The sequence below is a fragment of the Streptomyces sp. NPDC088785 genome, from assembly GCF_044750685.1.
GTDB lineage: Bacteria > Actinomycetota > Actinomycetes > Streptomycetales > Streptomycetaceae > Streptomyces.
Genome location: NZ_JBIVKH010000001.1, coordinates 60,565 through 81,563, shown reverse-complemented (window position 1 = coordinate 81,563; position 20,999 = coordinate 60,565). Strand labels below are relative to the sequence as shown.

The window sequence follows — 20,999 nt, the reverse complement described above, 5'->3', positions numbered from 1 at the left end:
CGGAATCGCTGCCACCAATGAATTCTTCCGCCTCTTCGGCGGACAACCGCCCCGGCACGGTCCGTACCGAGAGGACCACCGCCGGACAGCACGACCGGTCGCCGAGCCAGACAGGCCGACGTCCGCTCCAGGGAAGGACCCTTCGTGAGCGACACCACCGATCTGATGGGCGTGACTGCCGACAGCTCCGCTGCCGCGCCCGCAGCGTCCGCAGGGGATGCCTCTGCTGCGCCTGCCCGGCGGCGCCGCGGTACCGGCCTCGACGGCATGGTGCTGGCCGAGCTGCAGCAGGTCGCATCGGGCCTCGGTATCAGGGGGACTGCGCGGATGCGCAAGAGCCAGCTGATCGAGGTCATCAAGGAGGCGCAGGCCGGTGGCGGTGCCCCGGCGAAGAGCGCCGACACCGCCGAGGCCAAGCCGAAGCGCCGGGCCACCTCGAAGGCCCGTACCGACGACGAGTCCGCGGCCGACGTCAAGGCCGACCGGACCGACTCCGGGGCCGGCAAGGCCGAGAAGGCCGAGGCCGGCGCCGTGAAGGCGAAGAAGGCCGTCGCGCAGCAGCAGATCGACATCCCGGGCCAGGGCGCCGGGGACGAGCAGCCCGCCGGTGAGCGCCGGCGCCGGCGCGCGACCGCCGAGGCGGGCGCCCCGGAGACCGTCACCGCCGAGGCCAAGGGCGAGTCCAAGCAGGACGCCCAGGGCCAGGGCCAGGGCGACGGCGGCCAGGACAACGGCGGCAACGAGGGCCGGCGCGAGCGCCGCGACCGTCGGGACCGCGGTGGCCGCGACCGTGACCGCCGCGGCGGCAAGGGCGAGGGCGGCCAGGACGGCGGCGGCAACAAGGACCAGGGCCAGGGCCAGGGCGGCCGTCAGGACCGCCAGGACCGTCAGCAGCAGGGCGGCCGTCAGGACCGGCAGGACCGCCAGGACCGGCAGGACCGGAACAACGGCCCGCAGGACGACTTCGACGACGAGGCGGGCGGCCGTCGCGGCCGGCGCGGGCGCTACCGCGACCGCCGTGGCCGCCGCGGCCGCGACGAGGGCTTCGGCAACGAGCCGCAGGTGTCCGACGACGACGTGCTGATCCCGGTCGCCGGCATCCTCGACATCCTCGACAACTACGCCTTCATCCGTACGTCGGGCTACCTCCCCGGTCCCAACGACGTCTACGTCTCCCTCGCCCAGGTCCGCAAGAACGGCCTGCGCAAGGGCGACCACGTCACCGGTGCCGTGCGCCAGCCCAAGGAGGGCGAGCGCCGCGAGAAGTTCAACGCGCTGGTCCGCCTCGACTCGGCGAACGGCATGGCCGCCGACTCCGGCCGCGGACGCCCGGAGTTCAACAAGCTCACGCCGCTCTACCCGCAGGACCGGCTCCGCCTGGAGACCGACCCGGGCGTGCTGACGACCCGGATCATCGACCTCGTCGCGCCGATCGGCAAGGGCCAGCGCGGTCTGATCGTGGCCCCGCCGAAGACCGGCAAGACCATGATCATGCAGGCGATCGCCAACGCGATCACGCACAACAACCCCGAGTGCCACCTGATGGTCGTCCTGGTCGACGAGCGTCCGGAAGAGGTCACCGACATGCAGCGGTCGGTCAAGGGCGAGGTCATCTCCTCGACCTTCGACCGGCCGGCCGAGGACCACACGACCGTCGCCGAGCTGGCCATCGAGCGCGCCAAGCGTCTCGTGGAGCTGGGTCACGACGTCGTCGTGCTGCTCGACTCGATCACCCGTCTGGGCCGCGCCTACAACCTGGCGGCGCCGGCCTCCGGCCGCATCCTGTCCGGTGGTGTCGACTCGACCGCGCTGTACCCGCCCAAGCGCTTCTTCGGTGCCGCGCGCAACATCGAGGACGGCGGCTCGCTGACCATCCTCGCCACCGCGCTCGTCGACACCGGCTCCCGCATGGACGAGGTGATCTTCGAGGAGTTCAAGGGCACCGGCAACGCCGAGCTCAAGCTCGACCGCAAGCTCGCCGACAAGCGCATCTTCCCGGCGGTGGACGTCGACGCGTCCGGCACCCGCAAGGAAGAGATCCTGCTCGGCAGCGACGAGCTCGCCATCACCTGGAAGCTGCGCCGCGTGCTGCACGCGCTCGACCAGCAGCAGGCGATCGAGCTGCTCCTCGACAAGATGAAGCAGACGAAGTCCAACGCGGAGTTCCTGCTCCAGATCCAGAAGACGACGCCGACGCCGGGCAACGGCAACGACTGACCGTCGTACGTCCTTCAGGGCTGAGCCCCGCCGCACCCGCGGCGGGGCTCAGCCCTTTTCGCGCCCGGGCACCCGGAGACCTTCACCACATGCATAAGAATTCGGGCCCTTTGTGAAGCATGGCGGACACCTCTACAAAAGCGCAGGTGAGAGCGGTAAGGGACCTTGGTCCCGTGACACTGCGTGAGGGGTGGTGCCCGCTGCGGAAACGATTCGCTGTGCAACCCTTCATGGCGATTCGCCGTCACACCAGGTGAGGGCCACAGTGGAGCTGACAGACCCAGCGAGGGACACATGCCGGACCGTGACAGCCAGCCCGGGCGCCGACGCGCCAAGGGCCGCCGCCGCAAGCCGCGCAGCGGGCGCAGTAGGGCGCTGCGCATCGCGGCGTGGAGCGCGGCGGGCGTCGTCGTCCTCGGCGGTACCGGGATCGGGTACGTCTATTTCAAGCTCGACGGCAACATCAAGAGCGTCGACATCAACGCGGCGCTGGGCACCGACCGCCCGGACGACGTGGACAACGGCTCGCAGGACATCCTGGTCCTCGGCTCCGACAGCCGCGCCGGGGCCAACAAGAAGGCCGGCGGCGGCACGGACGACGGCTCGGCCCGCTCCGACACCGCGATGATCGTCCACATCTACAAGGGCCACAAGAAGGCCAGTGTCGTCTCCATACCCCGGGACACCCTCATAGACCGGCCGGAGTGCACGGACGGCGACGGCACCGAGCACCCGGCCTCCCGGGGCGTCATGTTCAACTCCGCCTACTCCACGGGCGGGGCGGCCTGCGCGGTGAAGACCGCCGAGTCCGTGACCGGCATCCGCATGGACCACTACGTCGAGGTCGACTTCAGCGGCTTCGAGCAGCTCATCGACGACCTCGGCGGCGTCGACGTCACCACCACCAAGGCGATCGACGACCCCGACAGCCACCTCGAACTCGACGCGGGCACCCACACCCTGAGCGGCAAGCAGGCCCTCGGTCTCGTCCGCACCCGGCACGGCGTCGGCGACGGCAGCGACCTGGGCCGCATCCAGCTCCAGCAGGCGTTCATGAAGGCCCTGATGGACCAGCTGAAGGACGTCGGCGTCTTCACCAGCCCCTCCAAGCTCTACGCCCTCGCGAACACCGCCACCAAGTCCGTGACCACCGACTCGGAGCTGGCCTCCGTGAAGGACCTGGCCTCGTTCGCGAACGGGCTCAAGGGCATCGGCTCCGGAGACATGGACATGGTGACGCTGCCGGTGCAGTACGACTCCGCCGACGCCAACCGCGTCCTCGTCGACCGGACCAAGGCCGACCAGGTCTGGAAGGCCCTCAAGGCCGACCGGGCCATCCCGGCCGCCGCCAAGAAGGGCACCGCCACCGGCCAGGCCGACGGCGTGGTCGAGTAGGACCGGCGGGCCCGGGAATAGTTCCGCACCCACCCCGGTTTTGGGAGATGCGGCCGGTCCTGGCAGACTGGTCCGTCGGCTCCGGTTCACGCTCCCGCAATCCGCGGCTGCGACCCGGCGCCCTCCCGAACCTAGGAGACACCTTGAAGCGCGACATCCACCCCGAGTACGTCGAGACGCAGGTCAGCTGCACCTGTGGCGCGTCGTTCACCACTCGCAGCACCATCGACTCCGGCACCATCCGTGCCGAGGTCTGCTCCGAGTGCCACCCGTTCTACACGGGCAAGCAGAAGATCCTCGACACCGGTGGCCGCGTGGCCCGCTTCGAGGCCCGCTTCGGCAAGGCTGCCGCTGCTCAGAAGTAGCGAGGCTCCAGCGCCGGTCTCCGGTGCCCCTGTCTACCGCGGGGGCACCGGGACCGGCGCTTTGCGGTGCAGCCCCCTTTTGACCCCCCGTACCAGCAGGAGCCGGAGATGTTCGAGGCCGTCGAGGACCTGATCGGTGAGCACGCCGATCTGGAGAAGAAGCTCGCTGACCCGTCGGTCCACGCCGACCAGGCCAACGCGCGCAAGCTGAACAAGCGCTACGCAGAGCTGACCCCGATCGTCACGACGTACCGCTCCTGGAAGCAGACCGGGGACGACATCGAGACGGCCAAGGAGTTCGCCGCCGACGACCCGGACTTCGCCGCCGAGGTCAAGGAGCTGGAGAAGTCGCGCGAGGAGATCACCGAGAAGCTGCGGCTCCTGCTGGTGCCCCGCGACCCCTCCGACGACAAGGACGTCATCCTGGAGGTCAAGGCGGGCGCGGGCGGCGACGAGTCCGCCCTGTTCGCCGGCGACCTGCTGCGCATGTACCTGCGCTACGCCGAGCGCGTCGGCTGGAAGACCGAGATCATCGACGCCACCGAGTCCGAGCTGGGCGGCTACAAGGACGTCCAGGTCGCCGTGAAGACCAAGGGCGGCAACGGCGCGACCGAGCCCGGCCAGGGCGTGTGGGCCCGCCTCAAGTACGAGGGCGGCGTGCACCGCGTGCAGCGCGTGCCCTCCACCGAGTCGCAGGGCCGCATCCACACCTCCGCCGCCGGCGTGCTCGTCACGCCCGAGGCCGAGGAGGTCGACGTCGAGATCCACGCCAACGACCTGCGCATCGACGTCTACCGCTCCTCGGGCCCCGGCGGCCAGTCCGTCAACACGACCGACTCCGCCGTGCGCATCACGCACCTGCCCACCGGCGTCGTCGCGTCCTGCCAGAACGAGAAGAGCCAGCTCCAGAACAAGGAGCAGGCGATGCGTATCCTGCGCTCCAGGCTCCTCGCCGCGGCACAGGAGAAGGCCGAGGCCGAGGCCGCCGACGCCCGCCGCAGCCAGGTCCGCACCGTCGACCGCTCCGAGAAGATCCGCACCTACAACTTCCCGGAGAACCGCATCTCCGACCACCGCGTCGGCTTCAAGGCCTACAACCTGGACCAGGTGCTCGACGGCGACCTCGACGCCGTCATCCAGGCGTGCGTCGACGCGGACTCGGCCGCCAAGCTCGCCGCGGCGTAATCCCGTACAACAGCTCAGTCCCGGAGGACCAGCGTGCAGCCACATCTTGGGGGGCGGCCCCCGAACCCCCGCAGCGTGCTGCTCGCGGAAGTGGCCCAGGCCACCCAGCGCCTCGCCGACGCCGGCGTGCCCTCGCCGCGCAACGACGCCGAGGAGCTCGCCGCGTGGGTGCACGGCGTGAAGCGGGGCGAGCTGCACACCGTCAAGGACCGTGACTTCGACGCCCGCTACTGGGAGGCCATCTCCCGCCGCGAGGCGCGCGAACCGCTCCAGCACATCACCGGGCTCGCCTACTTCCGCTACCTGGAGCTCCAGGTCGGCCCCGGCGTCTTCGTGCCGCGCCCGGAGACCGAGTCCGTCGTCGGGTGGGCCATAGACGCCGTGCGCGCCATGGACGTCGTCGAGCCGCTGATCGTCGATCTGTGCACCGGCTCCGGCGCCATCGCCCTCGCGCTCGCCCAGGAGGTGCCGCGCTCGCGCGTGCACGCCGTGGAGCTGTCCGAGGACGCCCTCAAATGGACGCGGAAGAACGTCGAGGGGTCCAGGGTCGACCTGCGCCAAGGAGACGCTCTGGCGGCCTTCCCCGACCTCGACGGCCAGGTCGACCTCGTCGTCTCCAACCCGCCCTACATCCCGCTCACCGAGTGGGAGTACGTGGCGCCCGAGGCCCGCGACTACGACCCCGACCTCGCCCTGTTCTCCGGCGAGGACGGCCTCGACCTGATCCGCGGCATCGAGCGCACCGCCCACCGGCTGCTGCGCCCCGGCGGCGTCGTCGTCATCGAGCACGCGGACACCCAGGGCGGCCAGGTGCCGTGGATCTTCACCGAGGAGCGGGGCTGGGCGGATGCCGCCGACCACCCGGACCTCAACAACCGGCCCCGGTTCGCGACCGCACGCAAGGCGATGCCGTGACCGTTCCCCGTTTCGTACCTGAGCAGGAGGCCCGCTAGATGGCACGGCGCTACGACACCAACGACGCGACCGACCGCATCACCGGTCTGCGCGAAGCCGCGTCCGCCGTCCGCCGCGGCGAGCTGGTCGTACTCCCCACCGACACCGTCTACGGCATCGGTGCCGACGCGTTCGTCCCCGAGGCCGTCGGCGACCTGCTGGAGGCCAAGGGCCGCGGCCGCAACATGCCGACCCCGGTCGTCATCCCGTCGCCGAACACGCTGCACGGGCTCGTCACGGACTTCTCCGAGCTGGCCTGGGAACTGGTCGACGCCTTCTGGCCGGGCGGCCTCACCCTCGTCGCCAAGCACCAGCCGTCGCTCCAGTGGGACCTCGGCGAGACCGGCGGCACCGTCGCGGTGCGCATGCCCCTGCACCCCGTCGCCATCGAGCTGCTCACCGAGGTCGGCCCGCTGGCCCTGTCGTCGGCCAACCTGACCGGACACCCCTCGCCCGAGACCTGCGACGCCGCGCAGGAGATGCTCGGCGACTCCGTCTCCGTCTACCTCGACGGCGGCCCCACCCCCGGCAACATCCCCTCCTCCATCGTCGACGTGACCGGTCCCGTCCCGGTCCTGCTGCGCGCGGGCGCGCTCAGCGCCGACGAGCTGCGCAAGGTGGTACCCGACCTCGAGGTGGCGAATTGACAGCCCCTGAGACGGGGCGTGGCATAGGCACCGAGTCCATCCCGTACGGGGAGCCCCTGGTGCTCCCCGGCGACTCCTTCCGCATCCTCCACGTCAGCACCGGCAACGTCTGCCGCTCGCCCATCACCGAGCGGCTGACCCGGCACGCCCTCGCCGACCGGCTCGGCGCGCGGGTGGCCGGCGGCCTCATCGTGGAGAGCGCGGGCACCTGGGGCCACGAGGGCGCCCCCATGGAGGCCAACGCCGAGACGGTCCTGGCGGACTTCGGCGCGGACGCCTCCGGCTTCGTCGGGCGCGAGCTGCTGGACGACCACGTCATAAGGGCCGACCTGGTGCTGACCGCGACCCGCGACCACCGCGCCCAGGTCATCTCCATGGGGCACAGCGCGGGCCTGCGCACGTTCACCCTCAAGGAGTTCACCCGGCTCGTGCGCGCCATAGACCCGGCGACCCTGCCCGATCCGGTGGAGGCCGGCGTGGTCGAGCGCGCGCGGTCCCTGGTGCGGGCCGCGGCCGCGCTGCGCGGGTGGCTCCTCGCGCCCAGCGTCGAGGCCGACGAGGTGTACGACCCGTACGGCGCCCCGCTGCCGTTCTTCCGGTCGGTGGGCTCCGAGATCAGCGAGGCGCTGGACCCGGTGGTGTCGGCGCTGACGGGCGTGCCCAAGTAGGCCGCGCCGTTCCCCGCGCCGCCGACGGGCCCCGGATCTAGGCTGGAGAGCACCCAGCCCCTCCGCGAGGCCCGGAGCCGAACATGCCGGTGATGAGCGAACCCGTCGCACTCGAAGCGCTGCGCCGGCAGGACCCCGAGCTGGCCGAGGTCGTCCTCGGCGAGAGCGCCCGGCAGGCCGACGGCCTCCAGCTGATCGCCGCCGAGAACTTCAGCTCGCCCGCGGTGCTCGCCGCGCTCGGCTCCCCGCTGGCCAACAAGTACGCGGAGGGCTATCCCGGCGCCCGCCACCACGGCGGCTGCGAGATCGTCGACGTCGCCGAGCGGATCGCCGTGGAGCGCGCCCAGGCCCTCTTCGGGGCCGCCCACGTCAACGTGCAGGCGCACTCCGGCTCCTCCGCCGTGCTGGCCGCCTACGCGGTCCTGCTGCGCCCCGGGGACACCGTCCTGGCCATGGGGCTGCCCTCGGGCGGCCACCTCACCCACGGCTCACCGGCGAACTTCTCGGGCCGCTGGTTCGACTTCGTGCCCTACGGCGTCGATCCCGCGACCGGGCTGGTCGACCTCGACGAGGTCCGCGCGCTGGCCCGTGCGCACCGCCCCAAGGCGCTCGTCTGCGGCTCGATCTCCTACCCCCGGCACCTCGACTACGCGGCCTTCCGGGAGATCGCCGACGACGTCGGCGCCCACCTCGTCGTGGACGCCGCGCACCCCATCGGGCTCGTCGCCGGGGGAGCGGCCCCGAACCCGGTGCCGTATGCCGACATCGTCTGCGCGACCACCCACAAGGTGCTGCGCGGCCCGCGCGGCGGCATGCTGCTGTGCGGCGCCGAGCTGGCGGACCGGGTGGACCGGGCGGTCTTCCCGTTCACGCAGGGCGGCGCCCAGATGCACACCATCGCCGCCAAGGCCGTCGCGTTCGGCGAGGCCTCGACGCCGGCCTTCACGGGGTACGCGCACCAGGTCGTCGCCAACGCCCGGGTGCTGGCCGGGGCGCTGGCGGCGGAGGGCTTCGCCGTCACCACGGGCGGCACCGACACCCATCTGGTCACCGTGGACCCCGCCCCGCTCGGCGCCGACGGCCGGGCGGCCCGCGGCCGGCTGGCCTCGGCGGGCATGGTCCTGGACACCTGCGCCCTGCCGTACGGGGACGGCCGCGGGCTGCGGCTGGGCACCGCCGCCGTGACCACCCAGGGCATGGGCGAGGTGGAGATGGCCCGCATCGCGGTGCTCCTCTCGGGTGTCGTGCGCGACGCCTTCGACGTGCGGGAGGTGCGCGAGGAGGTCCGTGAACTGGCCGGGAGATTTCCCCCGTATCCGGGCGGATGAGGGACGGACCCACCGTGCGGAGCAGCGGCGGTGCGGACCGGAACCGTCACTCGTGCAACCATCGTCGCTACCCGTAAGTCCTCGACCCCAAGCACTCGAAGCTAGGGTGTGGGGCTGAGATGGCCAGCGATACCTGTGGGGAAGCCCGTGCGTGAATACCTGCTGACGCTCTGCATCACGGCCGCGGTGACGTACCTGCTGACCGGCCCGGTGCGGAAGTTCGCGATCGTGGCCGGCGCCATGCCGGAAATCCGGGCACGCGACGTGCACCGGGAGCCCACGCCGCGGCTCGGTGGGATCGCCATGTTCTTCGGCCTGTGCGCGGGCCTGCTGGTCGCCGACCACCTGACCAACCTGGACCAGGTCTTCGAGTCCTCGAACGAGCCGAGAGCCCTGCTGTCGGGCGCCGCGCTGATCTGGCTGATCGGCGTCCTGGACGACAAGTTCGAGATCGACGCCCTGATCAAGCTGGGCGGCCAGATGATCGCCGCGGGCGTCATGGTCATGCAGGGTCTGACGATCCTGTGGCTGCCGATCCCCGGCGTCGGCACGGTCTCCCTGACCCAGTGGCAGGGCACGCTGCTGACCGTCGCGCTCGTGGTCATCACGATCAACGCGGTGAACTTCGTCGACGGCCTGGACGGGCTCGCGGCCGGCATGGTGTGCATCGCGGCGGCGGCGTTCTTCCTGTACGCGTACCGGATCTGGTACGGCTACGGCATCGAGTCGGCGGCTCCGGCCACGCTGTTCGCGGCGATCCTGATGGGCATGTGCCTGGGCTTCCTGCCGCACAACATGCATCCGGCGCGGATCTTCATGGGCGACTCGGGGTCGATGCTGATCGGGCTCGTGCTGGCCGCGGGCGCCATCTCCATCACCGGGCAGGTCGACCCGGACGCCCTGAAGCTCAACCTCGGCGGCTCCACCCGGGACACCACGCACGCGATGCTCCCGGTCTTCATCCCGCTGCTGATGCCGCTGACGATCATCGCGATCCCGTTCGCGGACCTGGTCCTCGCGATCGTGCGCCGGACCTGGAACGGGCAGTCGCCGTTCGCCGCCGACCGCGGCCACCTGCACCACCGGCTCCTGGAGATCGGCCACTCGCACTCCCGCGCGGTGCTGATCATGTACTTCTGGTCGGCGCTCATCGCCTTCGGCGCGGTCGCCTACTCGGTGCACTCCGCGTCCGGGACGTGGGTGATGCTCAGCGTCGTGGCCCTGAGCTTCGTCGGGCTGCTGCTGCTGTTGCTGCCGCGCTTCACGCCGCACACCCCGCGCTGGGCCGAGCACCTGGTGCCTCCGCGCTACCGGCGCCGCCGGGCCGCCGGGCGGACGCCGGACGGTGAGCCGGCGGATGCCGCCACTGCGGACACGCGTGCGGAAAAGGGCGAAGAAGGCGAAAGCGACGAAGGCGACGAAGGCGAACGAACGCCGATTCCCGCAGGAGTCAACGGAGCGACGGCAATTGGCGCCCGTTCGCGCTTCACCGATCGGCGGAAGGCCGGTTCGTCGCGCTGACGCGGGGTGGCAAAAGGCCCCAATAGCAGACAAGTTGCTGAAGTAGGCGCGCAGACGCGCACTGTCACTCTCATGTGTGACAGCAAGCACACCATCTAGGTAAAGACCGCATCAAATAGTTTGTGATACCGTTCACGAAACCCGGGGATAGAGCCGAAAGACCGGAGTGCGACGGTCCCTTGGCCCGAAATTCACTCTCGGCCCCGGACTACGCTCGTCCATGACGACACCCTGCCCCCATCACTAAGCGGAGCTGCCGCCATGCCGTCCAACGACGCACGGACCCTTCTCAAAATCGCCGTACCCACAGCGGCAGTTGGCGCGATCACGATCGCGATCAGCGCCGCCGTCGCGGGCGGCAAGGGGGCTCTCGGTGCGCTCGTGGGCACGGTCGTGGCGATGTTCTTCATGGGGCTCGGCCTGCTGGTCCTGGAGCGCACTGCCAAATCGCTTCCGCACCTGTTCCAGATGATGGGCCTGATGCTCTACGCGGTGCAGCTGCTGCTGATGGTCGTCTTCATGGCTCTCTTCAAGGACACGACGCTCTTCAACCCGCGGTCCTTCGCGATCGCACTGGTCGTCTCGACCCTCGCGTGGATCGCCGCGCAGACGCGCGCCCACATGAAGGCGAAGATCCTTTACGTCGATCCGGACTCCGCCTCCCAGAAGGGCGAGAAGGCCGAGAAGACGGGGCCGACGTCGTGAAGCGTAGGGGCGGGATAAGCGGAGCTACGGGACCCTGCTATCGTCCGGTGCCAACTGCGGCATCGCGGGCGCGGGCATCTGAGCTGACGCCTGCTGTAGCGCGAGGCTTGATGCCCACCTGCCGCCCCCACATCCGTAACACCAGTCCCGTGCCGAACCGCGGCTGCTCGCCGCGCCGACACAACGAGGTTGCCGTACCTATGCGCCACGCTGAAGGAGCCCGCGGTGAGTGCTGACCCGACGCAGGTGCTCGCCTTCGAGACCGACTGCCACCTTTTTGATGGGTGTGGCTTCCCGGCCCCCGGCCTGCACTCGTTCCTGTTCGAGCCCCTCTGGGGCGACGCGGACAGCAACCTGTACTTCAACAAGACGATGCTCCTGGCGCTGCTCGGGTCGGTTGTCATCATCGGCTTCTTCTGGGCCGCCTTCGCCAAGCCGAAGATGGTTCCCGGCAAGTTGCAGATGGTCGCCGAGGCCGGTTACGACTTCGTCCGGCGCGGCATCGTCTACGAGACGATCGGCAAGCGCGAGGGCGAGAAGTACGTGCCCTTCATGGTCTCGCTGTTCTTCTTCGTGTGGATGATGAACCTCTGGTCGATCATCCCGATCGCCCAGTTCCCGGTGACGGCGATCATTTCCTACCCGGCGGCCATCGCGGCCATCGTGTACGTGATGTGGGTCGCGCTCACCTTCAAGCGCCACGGCTTCGTCGGCGCCTTCAAGAACTTCACGGGCTACGACAAGTCGCTCGGCGCGGTGCTGCCGCTGTCGATGACGATCGAGTTCTTCTCGAACCTGATCGTCCGGCCGTTCACGCACACCGTCCGGCTCTTCGCGAACATGTTCGCCGGCCACACCCTGCTGCTGCTCTTCACGATCGCCAGCTGGTACATGCTCAACGGCATCGGCATCGCGTACTCGGCCGTCTCGTTCGTGATGGTCCTCGTCATGACCGCGTTCGAGCTCTTCATCCAGGCCGTGCAGGCCTACGTGTTCGTGCTCCTCGCGTGCAGCTTCCTCCAGGGCGCAATGGCCGAAAGCCACTGAGTCCGACTTCTGCACCACATTCCATAGACATCCGGTGGCCAACCCCCACCGGTACTTGAAAGAGAAGGAAGAACCGGCATGTCCGCTCTCGCGCAGACCCTCGCCGCTGGCGTCGAAATCAAGGGCAACCTCGGCTCGATCGGTTACGGCCTCGCGGCCATCGGCCCGGGCGTCGGCGTCGGCATCATCTTCGGTAACGGTACCCAGGCTCTCGCCCGTCAGCCCGAGGCTGCCGGCCTGATCCGCGCCAACCAGATCCTCGGCTTCGCCTTCTGTGAGGCGCTGGCTCTGATCGGTCTGGTCATGCCGTTCGTTTACCCGAGCGCCTGATCCGTCCGTCGGACCGTTCCTTTCGACGAAAGGCATTGAAATGAGCTTCCTGGTTCAGCTGGCGGCTGAGGAGGCAGAGAACCCCCTCATCCCGCCGATCCCCGAGCTCGTGATCGGCTTTATCGCCTTCGTCATCGTCTTCGGCTTCCTCGCCAAGAAGCTGCTCCCGAACATCAACAAGGTTCTGGAGGAGCGCCGCGAGGCCATCGAAGGCGGTATCGAGAAGGCCGAGGCCGCTCAGACCGAGGCACAGAGCGTTCTTGAGCAGTACAAGGCTCAGCTCGCCGAAGCCCGGCACGAGGCCGCGCGGCTGCGCCAGGAGGCGCAGGAGCAGGGCGCCACGCTCATCGCCGAGATGCGTGCGGAAGGCCAGCGGCAGCGTGAGGAGATCATCGCCGCCGGTCACGCCCAGATCGAGGCCGACCGCAAGGCCGCCGCTCAGTCGCTGCGTCAGGACGTCGGCCAGCTGGCCACCGACCTGGCCGGCAAGCTGGTCGGCGAGTCGCTCGACGACTACGCCCGGCAGTCGCGCACGATCGACCGTTTCCTCGGCGAGCTCGAGGAGAAGGCAGAGGCTGCTCGATGACCGTCCACGGAGCGAGCCGCGAGGCCCTCGTCGACGCGCGTGGGCGCCTGGACGCGCTGACCGACTCCACGTCGGTCGACGCCGAGGCGCTCGCCGGTGACCTGGCCGCGGTGACGGCGCTGCTGGACCGCGAGGTCTCGCTGCGCCGCGTCCTCACCGACCCGGCCCAGGCCGCCGAGGCCAAGGCCGAGCTCGCGGGCCGGCTGCTCGGCGGCCAGGTCAGCGGCGCGGCCGTCGACCTGGTGTCCGGTCTGGTCCGCTCCCGGTGGTCGGCGTCGCGCGATCTGGTCGACTCCCTGGAGGAGCTGGCCACGACCGCGGACCTCACCGCGGCGCAGCAGAGCGGCCGGCTCGACGACGTCGAGGACGAGCTGTTCCGGTTCGGCCGGATCGTCGCGTCCAACACGCAGCTGCGAGCCGCCCTGACCGACAAGGGCGCCTCGGGCGCACTGCGCGGCAGCCTCGTCAAGGAGCTGCTCGGCGGCCGGGCCAAGCCCACCACCGAGCGTCTCGTCGAGCGTCTTGTGACCGCGCCGCGTGGACGTAGCCTTGAAGGGGGACTCGAGTCCCTCTCCAAGCTCGCCGCAGAGCGCCGGGAGCGCATGGTGGCCGTCGTCACGACGGCGGTGCCGCTGACCGACCAGCAGAAGCAGCGCCTGGGTCAGGCCCTCGCGAAGCTCTACGGCCGTCAGATGCACCTGAACCTGGACGTGGACCCCGGGGTCCTCGGCGGGATCAAGGTGCAGGTCGGCGACGAGGTCATCAACGGCTCCATCGCGGACCGCATCGAGGACGCCAGCCGCCGCATGGCCGGCTGACACCTCACCCACGTACGAACTACGGCCCTAGTTGGGCCGTGCAGAGGATTCCTGGGGGCTGACCCCAGACCCCAAGAACACTTCGGGCCCAACAAGGAGAGCAGGGAACCCAGATGGCGGAGCTCACGATCCGGCCGGAGGAGATCCGGGACGCGCTGGAGAACTTTGTCCAGGCGTACAAGCCGGACGCGGCCTCGCGCGAGGAGGTCGGTACGGTCACCCTTGCCGGCGACGGCATCGCGAAGGTCGAGGGTCTCCCCTCGGCCATGGCCAACGAACTGCTGAAGTTCGAGGACGGCACCCTCGGCCTCGCGCTCAACCTGGAAGAGCGCGAGATCGGCGCCATCGTCCTCGGTGAGTTCAGCGGCATCGAGGAGGGTCAGCCGGTCACGCGTACCGGCGAGGTCCTGTCCGTCGGCGTCGGCGAGGGCTACCTGGGTCGCGTCGTCGACCCGCTCGGCAACCCGATCGACGGCCTCGGCGACATCGACACCGTCGGCCGCCGCGCCCTTGAGTTGCAGGCCCCCACGGTCATGCAGCGCAAGTCGGTGCACGAGCCGATGGAGACCGGCTACAAGGCCGTCGACGCCATGACCCCGATCGGCCGTGGCCAGCGACAGCTGATCATCGGTGACCGCCAGACCGGCAAGACCGCCCTGGCCGTCGACACGATCATCAACCAGCGTGACAACTGGCGCACCGGCGACCCGTCGAAGCAGGTCCGCTGCGTCTACGTCGCCATCGGTCAGAAGGGTTCCACCATCGCCTCCGTGCGGGGTGCCCTGGAAGAGGCCGGCGCGCTGGAGTACACGACCATCGTCGCCGCCCCGGCGTCCGACCCGGCCGGCTTCAAGTACCTGGCGCCGTACACCGGTTCGGCCATCGGCCAGCAGTGGATGTACGAGGGCAAGCACGTCCTCATCATCTTCGACGACCTCTCGAAGCAGGCCGACGCCTACCGCGCCGTGTCCCTGCTGCTGCGCCGCCCGCCGGGGCGCGAGGCCTACCCGGGTGACGTCTTCTACCTGCACTCGCGTCTGCTCGAGCGCTGCGCGAAGCTCTCGGACGACCTCGGTGCCGGTTCGATGACGGGTCTGCCGATCGTCGAGACGAAGGCCAACGACGTCTCGGCGTTCATCCCGACCAACGTCATCTCCATCACCGACGGCCAGTGCTTCCTGGAGTCGGACCTCTTCAACGCCGGTCAGCGCCCCGCGCTGAACGTCGGTATCTCCGTCTCCCGCGTCGGTGGTTCCGCGCAGCACAAGGCGATGAAGCAGGTCTCCGGCCGACTGCGCCTCGACCTGGCCCAGTACCGCGAGCTGGAGGCGTTCGCCGCCTTCGGTTCCGACCTGGACGCCGCGTCGAAGTCGCAGCTGGAGCGCGGCCAGCGTCTGGTCGAGCTGCTCAAGCAGGCTCAGTACCAGCCGATGCCGACCGAGGACCAGGTCGTCTCCGTCTGGGCCGGTACCACCGGCAAGATGGACGACGTCCCCGTCGCCGACATCCGCCGCTTCGAGAAGGAGCTCCTGGAGCACCTGCACCGCAAGGAGCAGGGCCTCATGACCTCCATCAAGGAGGGCGGCAAGATGTCGGACGACACCCTCACCGCTGTTGCCGACGCCATCGTCGACTTCAAGAAGCAGTTCGAGACCTCGGACGGGAAGCTTCTCGGCGAGGACGCTCCGGCCGCCGCCGGTAAGTGACGACGGAAGGGACCTGACTCATGGGAGCCCAGCTCCGGGTCTACAAGCGTCGCATCCGGTCCGTCACCGCGACCAAGAAGATCACCAAGGCGATGGAGATGATCGCCGCCTCGCGCGTCGTCAAGGCGCAGCGCAAGGTGGCGGCCTCCACGCCGTACGCGACCGAGCTGACGCGCGCGGTCACGGCGGTGGGGACCGGGTCGAACACCAAGCACCCGCTGACGACGGAGGCCGAGACGCCGACCCGCTCCGCGGTCCTGCTCCTCACGAGCGACCGCGGTCTGGCCGGTGCCTTCAACTCGAACGCGATCAAGGCCGCGGAGCAGCTCACCGAGCGGCTCGTGGCCGAGGGCAAGGAGGTCGACACGTACATCGTCGGCCGCCGCGGTCTGGCCCACTACAACTTCCGCGAGCGCAAGGTCGCGGAGTCGTGGTCGGGCTTCACCGACGAGCCCACGTACGCGGACGCCAAGAAGGTCGCGGGCCCGTTGATCGAGGCCATCGAGAAGGAGACGGCGGACGGCGGCGTGGATGAACTCCACATCGTCTACACCGAGTTCGTCTCGATGATGACGCAGACGGCGGTCGACGGCCGCCTGCTGCCGCTCAGCCTCGAAGAGGTGGCGGTGGAGTCCTCGTCCAAGGACGAGATCCTTCCGCTGTACGACTTCGAGCCGTCGGCGGAGGACGTCCTCGACGCCCTGCTGCCGCGCTACGTCGAGAGCCGTATCTACAACGCGATGCTCCAGTCGGCTGCCTCCAAGCACGCCGCCACGCGCCGCGCGATGAAGTCGGCGACCGACAACGCGGGCGAGCTGATCAACACGCTCTCCCGTCTTGCCAACGCGGCCCGCCAGGCCGAAATCACCCAGGAAATCAGCGAGATCGTCGGTGGCGCCAGCGCCCTGGCCGACGCGACCGCGGGGAGTGACAAGTAATGACGACCACTGTTGAGACGGCCGCTGCCACGGGCCGCGTCGCCCGGGTCATCGGCCCGGTCGTCGACGTGGAGTTCCCCGTCGACGCGATGCCGGACATCTACAACGCGCTTCACGTCGAGGTGGCCGACCCGGCCAAGGACGGCGAGAAGAAGACCCTGACGCTCGAGGTCGCCCAGCACCTCGGTGACGGCCTGGTCCGCGCGATCTCCATGCAGCCCACCGACGGTCTGGTCCGCCAGGCCGCGGTGAGCGACACCGGTGCCTCGATCACCGTTCCCGTCGGTGACTTCACCAAGGGCAAGGTGTTCAACACCCTCGGCGAGGTCCTGAACACCGACGAGACGTACACGGGCGAGCGCTGGGGCATCCACCGCAAGGCCCCGAACTTCGACGAGCTCGAGTCGAAGACCGAGATGTTCGAGACCGGCGTCAAGGTCATCGACCTCCTCACCCCGTACGTCAAGGGTGGAAAGATCGGCCTGTTCGGCGGTGCCGGCGTCGGCAAGACGGTGCTCATCCAGGAGATGATCTACCGCGTCGCCAACAACCACGACGGTGTCTCCGTGTTCGCCGGTGTCGGTGAGCGCACCCGTGAGGGCAACGACCTCATCGAGGAGATGGCCGAGTCCGGCGTCATCGACAAGACCGCCCTGGTCTTCGGTCAGATGGACGAGCCGCCGGGCACCCGTCTGCGCGTGGCCCTCGCGGGTCTGACCATGGCGGAGTACTTCCGCGATGTGCAGAAGCAGGACGTGCTGTTCTTCATCGACAACATCTTCCGCTTCACGCAGGCCGGTTCCGAGGTCTCCACGCTGCTCGGCCGCATGCCGTCCGCCGTGGGTTACCAGCCGAACCTGGCCGACGAGATGGGTCTCCTCCAGGAGCGCATCACGTCGACCCGTGGTCACTCGATCACCTCGATGCAGGCGATCTACGTCCCCGCGGACGACCTGACCGACCCGGCCCCGGCCACCACGTTCGCCCACCTCGACGCGACGACGGTGCTCTCCCGTCCGATCTCGGAGAAGGGCATCTACCCGGCCGTGGACCCGCTGGACTCCACGTCCCGCATCCTGGACCCGCGCTACATCGCGGCGGACCACTACAACACGGCCATGCGTGTGAAGACGGTCCTCCAGAAGTACAAGGACCTCCAGGACATCATCGCGATCCTCGGTATCGACGAGCTGGGCGAGGAGGACAAGCTCACCGTCCACCGTGCCCGTCGCGTGGAGCGCTTCCTGTCGCAGAACACCCACGTCGCCAAGCAGTTCACCGGCGTCGACGGGTCGGACGTCCCGCTGGACGAGTCGATCACGGCCTTCAACGCGATCATCGACGGCGAGTACGACCACTTCCCGGAGCAGGCGTTCTTCCTCTGCGGTGGCATTGAGGACCTCAAGGCCAACGCCAAGGAGCTCGGCGTCTCCTGAGCCCCGTAGCTCATGGGAGGGCCGGGGTGTGTCCCGGCCCTCCCGCAACGCCCACTAGACTTTGACCCAACACCCGGCAGCGGATGCCGCCGGGTGGTGACCCGAGGAGCCCACCTTGGCTGCTGAGCTGCACGTCGAGCTCGTCGCCGCGGACCGCAATGTCTGGTCCGGCGAGGCCACCCTGGTCGTCGCGCGTACCGCGTCCGGCGACATCGGCGTCATGCCCGGTCACCAGCCGCTGCTCGGTGTGCTGGAGTCGGGCCCGGTGACCATCCGCACGAGCGACGGTGGAACGGTCGTGGCCGCTGTCCACGGCGGCTTCATCTCGTTCGCGGACAACAAGCTGTCGCTGCTGGCCGAGATCGTCGAGCTGTCGGACGAGATCGACGTCCAGCGGGCGGAGCGGGCGCTGGAGCGCGCGAAGTCGGACGCCGACGCGTCCGCCGAGCGTCGTGCCGACGTCCGACTGCGTGCGGTGGCGACCCGCTGATCACAGCGAGCCCATAGACGCATCTCAGCCGCGGCCCAGGCCGGAGTAGCCCTCCGGACCGGGTCGCGGCTGAGGCCATCTCCACCCGTTTTTGCTGTTCCGTTATCAGGCGTTTGATCGGTCGAGAAGTTCCTTGAGAGACGAGGAGGTCGGTGCAGATGGTCCTCGTTCTCGTGCTGTGCGTAGTCGCGGTCGTCGTACTCGTACTGCTGGGATTGTTCGTCTTCGGCCTGCGGCGCCGGCTGATCCAGCGCTCGGGCGGCACCTTCGACTGTTCGCTGCGGTGGGACGCTCCCGCGCCGGACGCCGTGGACACCTCCGGCAAGGGCTGGGGATACGGGATCGCGCGCTACAACGGCGACCGGATCGAGTGGTTCCGGGTGTTCTCGTACGCGCCGCGGCCGCGGCGGATCCTGGAGCGGGCGGCCATCGAGGTCGTCGGGCGGCGGGCCCCCGAGGGCGAGGAGGAGCTGGCGCTCCTCTCCGACGCCATCGTGCTGGCCTGCACGCATCGCGGCACCCGGCTGGAGCTGGCCCTGAGCGAGGACGCGCTGACCGGCTTCCTGGCGTGGCTGGAGGCGGCGCCCCCCGGGCAGCGGGTGAACGTGGCCTGACGGCCGGCCGACGGCATGGAGAAGCCGGGCGCACGGGGGGCGTTCCCGTGGGCCCGGCTTCGTCTTTCGGGTGTTACTTCAGGCCGTTGGCGACCGCGGTGACCAGTTCACCGTTGGTGGTGTCTCCCGAGAACTCCCAGAAGAACGCGCCGCCCAGACCCTGCGACTTGGCCCAGGTCAGCTTGGAGGCGATGGTCGCCGGGGTGTCGTAGGACCACCAGTCGGAACCGCAGTAGGCGTACGCGGTGCCGGCCACGGTGCCGTTCGCGGGGCACTTGGTCTTCAGGACCTTGTAGTCCTCGATACCCTGCTCGTAGGTGCCGGCCGCCGGGCCGGTGGCCGTGCCGCCCGGCTCCTTCTGGGTGACGCCGGTCCAGCCGCGTCCGTAGAAGCCGATGCCGAGCAGCAGCTTGGCGGCCGGGACCCCCTGCGCCTTGAGCTTGGCGATGGCGTCCGCCGAGGTGAAGCCCTGCTGCGGGATACCGGCGTACGAGGTGAGCGGGGAGTGCGGAGCCGTCGGGCCCTTGGCGTTGAACGCGCCGAAGAAGTCGTAGGTCATGACGTTGTACCAGTCGAAGGACTGGGACGCGCCCGCGTAGTCGTTCTTCTCGATCTTGCCGCCGGCCGAGCCGTCCGCGGTGATCGCGGCGGTGACCAGGTTGTTGGCGCCGAACTTGGCGCGCAGCGCCGTGGACAGCTTCTTCAGGGCGTCCTGGCCCGAGGTGTCGCAGGACAGGCCGCAGGCGTTGGGGTACTCCCAGTCGATGTCGATGCCGTCGAAGACATCGGCCCAGCGCGGGTCCTCGACCAGCTTGTAGCAGGAGTCGGCGAACGCGGCCGGGTTCTGCGCGGCCTGGCCGAAGCCGCCGGACCAGGTCCAGCCGCCGAAGGACCACAGGATCTTCAGGTTCGGGTGCTTGGCCTTGAGCTGGCGCAGCTGGTTGAAGGCGCCGCGCAGCGGCTGGTCCCAGGTGTCGGCGACACCGGAGACGGAGTTGGCCGCGGTGTAGGCCATGTCCGTGTCGGCGTAGGAGTCACCCATCGTGCACTGGCCGTTCTGCACGTTGCCGAAGGCGTAGTTGATGTGGGTGATCTTCGCGGCCGAGCCGGAGGTCTCCAGGTTCTTCGGGTAGTACTGGCGGCCGTAGACGCCCCAGTCCGTGAAGTAGCCCAGGTTGACCTTGCCGCCGGGGCCCGGGGTGCCCGGGTCGGTGCCGCCGCCGCCAGTGGTGTGGACCTTGACCGCGCCGGAGGCGGGGCCGGTCTGGTCGGCGGTGTCGCGGGCCTGGACCGTGTACGAGTAGTCCGTGCCGGCGGTCAGGCCGCTGTCGGAGTACGTGGTCCCGGTGACCGTGGCGATCTTGGCGCCGTCGCGCAGCACGTCGTAGTTCTTGACGCCCTTGTCGTCGGTGGCCGCGGCCCAGGAGAGCTTCGCCGAGGTGTCGGTGACGGCCGAGGCGGTCGGGGTGCCGGGCGCGGAGGGGGCCGCGTCGCCGGGCACGTCGCCGCCGTCACAGGAGGCGCCGTTGATCTTGCAGCCGGAGGGGGCGCCGGTGCCGGAGCCGTTGAAGCCGAAGGAGATCGAGGCGCCGGGGGCGAGCGACCCGTTCCAGGAGAGGTTCTTGCCGGTCCAGTGGTCGGCGGAGTTGGTGACGGTGGCGTCCCAGGCCGAGGTCACCTTGGTGCCGCTGGGGAAGTCCCATTCGACGGCCCACGAACTGATGGCGGTGGTACCGGAGTTCTTGATCGTCCACTTGCCCTCGAAGCCGGAGCCCCAGTCCTGGGTCTTGGCGTAGGTCGCGGTGACGGCGCTGGCCGCGGCCGCCGCCTGCGAGGGGGACGCGAGGGCCGTGACGGCGGTGAGGCCGGCGGCGGGGAGGACGAACGTGGCGAGAACGGCGGTGAATCTGTGCCGCAGTCGCTTTCTGGGTACGTCGGTCGAGCGCATGGGGTGCTCCTCGGGATTCCGGGGGTCCGTGAACGGGGTTGGATCCCTGCGTCGCCCATGAGCACCGGAAGTAAGGATGTGCTCACCGCAGTGCGGTGAAT

20 protein-coding genes are annotated in these 20,999 nt (G+C 69.6%); 19 read left to right on the top strand and 1 reads right to left on the bottom strand.

What is annotated here, in order from left to right; genetic code table 11:
• Positions 1–144 precede the first annotated feature (144 nt).
• The 19 genes from rho to ACIP5K_RS00270 all read left to right on the top strand — a co-directional run bounded on the left by rho (position 145) and on the right by ACIP5K_RS00270 (position 18,950).
• A complete protein-coding gene (gene rho / locus ACIP5K_RS00360; RefSeq protein ID WP_401403363.1) occupies positions 145–2,217 on the top strand; it encodes a transcription termination factor Rho in 2,073 nt (690 codons plus the stop codon).
• A 294-nt stretch (positions 2,218–2,511) separates the two neighbouring features.
• On the top strand, positions 2,512–3,612 hold the full coding sequence (locus tag ACIP5K_RS00355) for an LCP family protein (RefSeq protein ID WP_401403360.1): 1,101 nt from the start codon (positions 2,512–2,514) through the stop codon (positions 3,610–3,612).
• Positions 3,613–3,755: 143 nt separating this feature from the next.
• Positions 3,756–3,977 carry a 50S ribosomal protein L31 gene (gene rpmE / locus ACIP5K_RS00350; RefSeq protein ID WP_401403358.1) on the top strand — a complete coding sequence of 74 codons (222 nt, stop codon included), beginning with the start codon at positions 3,756–3,758 and terminating at the stop codon, positions 3,975–3,977.
• Between the two features lie 108 nt (positions 3,978–4,085).
• Entirely contained in the window at positions 4,086–5,162 is a 1,077-nt protein-coding gene (prfA, locus tag ACIP5K_RS00345) for a peptide chain release factor 1 (RefSeq protein ID WP_401403355.1), read from the top strand.
• 75 nt (positions 5,163–5,237) lie between these two features.
• Positions 5,238–6,077 (top strand): peptide chain release factor N(5)-glutamine methyltransferase, encoded by an 840-nt coding sequence (gene prmC / locus ACIP5K_RS00340; protein ID WP_401403353.1) that lies wholly within the window; start codon positions 5,238–5,240, stop codon positions 6,075–6,077.
• A gap of 38 nt (positions 6,078–6,115) precedes the next feature.
• Positions 6,116–6,763 carry an L-threonylcarbamoyladenylate synthase gene (locus ACIP5K_RS00335; protein WP_401403350.1) on the top strand — a complete coding sequence of 216 codons (648 nt, stop codon included), beginning with the start codon at positions 6,116–6,118 and terminating at the stop codon, positions 6,761–6,763.
• Entirely contained in the window at positions 6,760–7,431 is a 672-nt protein-coding gene (locus ACIP5K_RS00330) for a protein-tyrosine-phosphatase (RefSeq protein ID WP_401403347.1), read from the top strand. Before ACIP5K_RS00335 ends, ACIP5K_RS00330 begins: the two co-directional genes overlap by 4 nt.
• Before the next feature lie 92 nt (positions 7,432–7,523).
• Complete coding sequence (glyA, locus tag ACIP5K_RS00325) at positions 7,524–8,759, top strand: serine hydroxymethyltransferase (protein WP_401403345.1); 1,236 nt, start codon at positions 7,524–7,526, stop codon at positions 8,757–8,759.
• Positions 8,760–8,906: 147 nt separating this feature from the next.
• Positions 8,907–10,280 (top strand): MraY family glycosyltransferase, encoded by a 1,374-nt coding sequence (locus ACIP5K_RS00320; protein ID WP_401403343.1) that lies wholly within the window; start codon positions 8,907–8,909, stop codon positions 10,278–10,280.
• Between the two features lie 261 nt (positions 10,281–10,541).
• A complete protein-coding gene (locus ACIP5K_RS00315) occupies positions 10,542–10,985 on the top strand; it encodes a hypothetical protein (protein ID WP_401403340.1) in 444 nt (147 codons plus the stop codon).
• 225 nt (positions 10,986–11,210) lie between these two features.
• Positions 11,211–12,032, top strand: a complete 822-nt coding sequence (gene atpB / locus ACIP5K_RS00310; RefSeq protein ID WP_401403339.1) for a F0F1 ATP synthase subunit A — start codon at positions 11,211–11,213, stop codon at positions 12,030–12,032.
• A gap of 78 nt (positions 12,033–12,110) precedes the next feature.
• Positions 12,111–12,362 (top strand): F0F1 ATP synthase subunit C, encoded by a 252-nt coding sequence (locus ACIP5K_RS00305; RefSeq protein WP_401403336.1) that lies wholly within the window; start codon positions 12,111–12,113, stop codon positions 12,360–12,362.
• 40 nt (positions 12,363–12,402) lie between these two features.
• Positions 12,403–12,948 (top strand): F0F1 ATP synthase subunit B, encoded by a 546-nt coding sequence (locus tag ACIP5K_RS00300; RefSeq protein WP_401403333.1) that lies wholly within the window; start codon positions 12,403–12,405, stop codon positions 12,946–12,948.
• Positions 12,945–13,766: a F0F1 ATP synthase subunit delta gene (locus ACIP5K_RS00295; RefSeq protein WP_401403330.1), complete on the top strand. Its 822-nt coding sequence runs from the start codon at positions 12,945–12,947 to the stop codon at positions 13,764–13,766. Before ACIP5K_RS00300 ends, ACIP5K_RS00295 begins: the two co-directional genes overlap by 4 nt.
• A gap of 113 nt (positions 13,767–13,879) precedes the next feature.
• Complete coding sequence (gene atpA / locus ACIP5K_RS00290) at positions 13,880–15,472, top strand: F0F1 ATP synthase subunit alpha (RefSeq protein ID WP_401403327.1); 1,593 nt, start codon at positions 13,880–13,882, stop codon at positions 15,470–15,472.
• A gap of 20 nt (positions 15,473–15,492) precedes the next feature.
• Positions 15,493–16,410 (top strand): F0F1 ATP synthase subunit gamma, encoded by a 918-nt coding sequence (locus ACIP5K_RS00285; protein WP_401403324.1) that lies wholly within the window; start codon positions 15,493–15,495, stop codon positions 16,408–16,410.
• Positions 16,410–17,846: a F0F1 ATP synthase subunit beta gene (atpD, locus tag ACIP5K_RS00280; protein WP_401403321.1), complete on the top strand. Its 1,437-nt coding sequence runs from the start codon at positions 16,410–16,412 to the stop codon at positions 17,844–17,846. The genes ACIP5K_RS00285 and atpD overlap by 1 nt, the downstream gene beginning before the upstream one ends.
• 115 nt (positions 17,847–17,961) lie before the next feature.
• Positions 17,962–18,336, top strand: coding sequence for a F0F1 ATP synthase subunit epsilon (locus ACIP5K_RS00275; protein WP_401403318.1), 375 nt, complete (start codon positions 17,962–17,964; stop codon positions 18,334–18,336).
• A gap of 158 nt (positions 18,337–18,494) precedes the next feature.
• Positions 18,495–18,950, top strand: coding sequence for a DUF2550 domain-containing protein (locus tag ACIP5K_RS00270; protein WP_401403315.1), 456 nt, complete (start codon positions 18,495–18,497; stop codon positions 18,948–18,950).
• Between the two features lie 73 nt (positions 18,951–19,023).
• Here the strand turns inward: ACIP5K_RS00270 and ACIP5K_RS00265 are convergent, their stop codons facing one another.
• Positions 19,024–20,898 carry a glycosyl hydrolase family 18 protein gene (locus tag ACIP5K_RS00265; protein WP_401403312.1) on the bottom strand — a complete coding sequence of 625 codons (1,875 nt, stop codon included), beginning with the start codon at positions 20,896–20,898 and terminating at the stop codon, positions 19,024–19,026.
• Between the last annotated feature and the right edge of the window lie 101 nt (positions 20,899–20,999).

Coding starts and splice junctions, on each gene's coding strand:
- ACIP5K_RS00355 (WP_401403360.1), top strand. CDS start 2,512: ATGCCGGACCGTGACAGCCAGCCCGGGCGCCGACGCGCCAAGGGCCGC.
- prfA (WP_401403355.1), top strand. CDS start 4,086: ATGTTCGAGGCCGTCGAGGACCTGATCGGTGAGCACGCCGATCTGGAG.
- ACIP5K_RS00335 (WP_401403350.1), top strand. CDS start 6,116: ATGGCACGGCGCTACGACACCAACGACGCGACCGACCGCATCACCGGT.
- glyA (WP_401403345.1), top strand. CDS start 7,524: ATGAGCGAACCCGTCGCACTCGAAGCGCTGCGCCGGCAGGACCCCGAG.
- ACIP5K_RS00315 (WP_401403340.1), top strand. CDS start 10,542: ATGCCGTCCAACGACGCACGGACCCTTCTCAAAATCGCCGTACCCACA.
- ACIP5K_RS00305 (WP_401403336.1), top strand. CDS start 12,111: ATGTCCGCTCTCGCGCAGACCCTCGCCGCTGGCGTCGAAATCAAGGGC.
- ACIP5K_RS00300 (WP_401403333.1), top strand. CDS start 12,403: ATGAGCTTCCTGGTTCAGCTGGCGGCTGAGGAGGCAGAGAACCCCCTC.
- ACIP5K_RS00295 (WP_401403330.1), top strand. CDS start 12,945: ATGACCGTCCACGGAGCGAGCCGCGAGGCCCTCGTCGACGCGCGTGGG.
- atpA (WP_401403327.1), top strand. CDS start 13,880: ATGGCGGAGCTCACGATCCGGCCGGAGGAGATCCGGGACGCGCTGGAG.
- ACIP5K_RS00285 (WP_401403324.1), top strand. CDS start 15,493: ATGGGAGCCCAGCTCCGGGTCTACAAGCGTCGCATCCGGTCCGTCACC.
- atpD (WP_401403321.1), top strand. CDS start 16,410: ATGACGACCACTGTTGAGACGGCCGCTGCCACGGGCCGCGTCGCCCGG.
- ACIP5K_RS00270 (WP_401403315.1), top strand. CDS start 18,495: ATGGTCCTCGTTCTCGTGCTGTGCGTAGTCGCGGTCGTCGTACTCGTA.
- ACIP5K_RS00265 (WP_401403312.1), bottom strand. CDS start 20,898: ATGCGCTCGACCGACGTACCCAGAAAGCGACTGCGGCACAGATTCACC.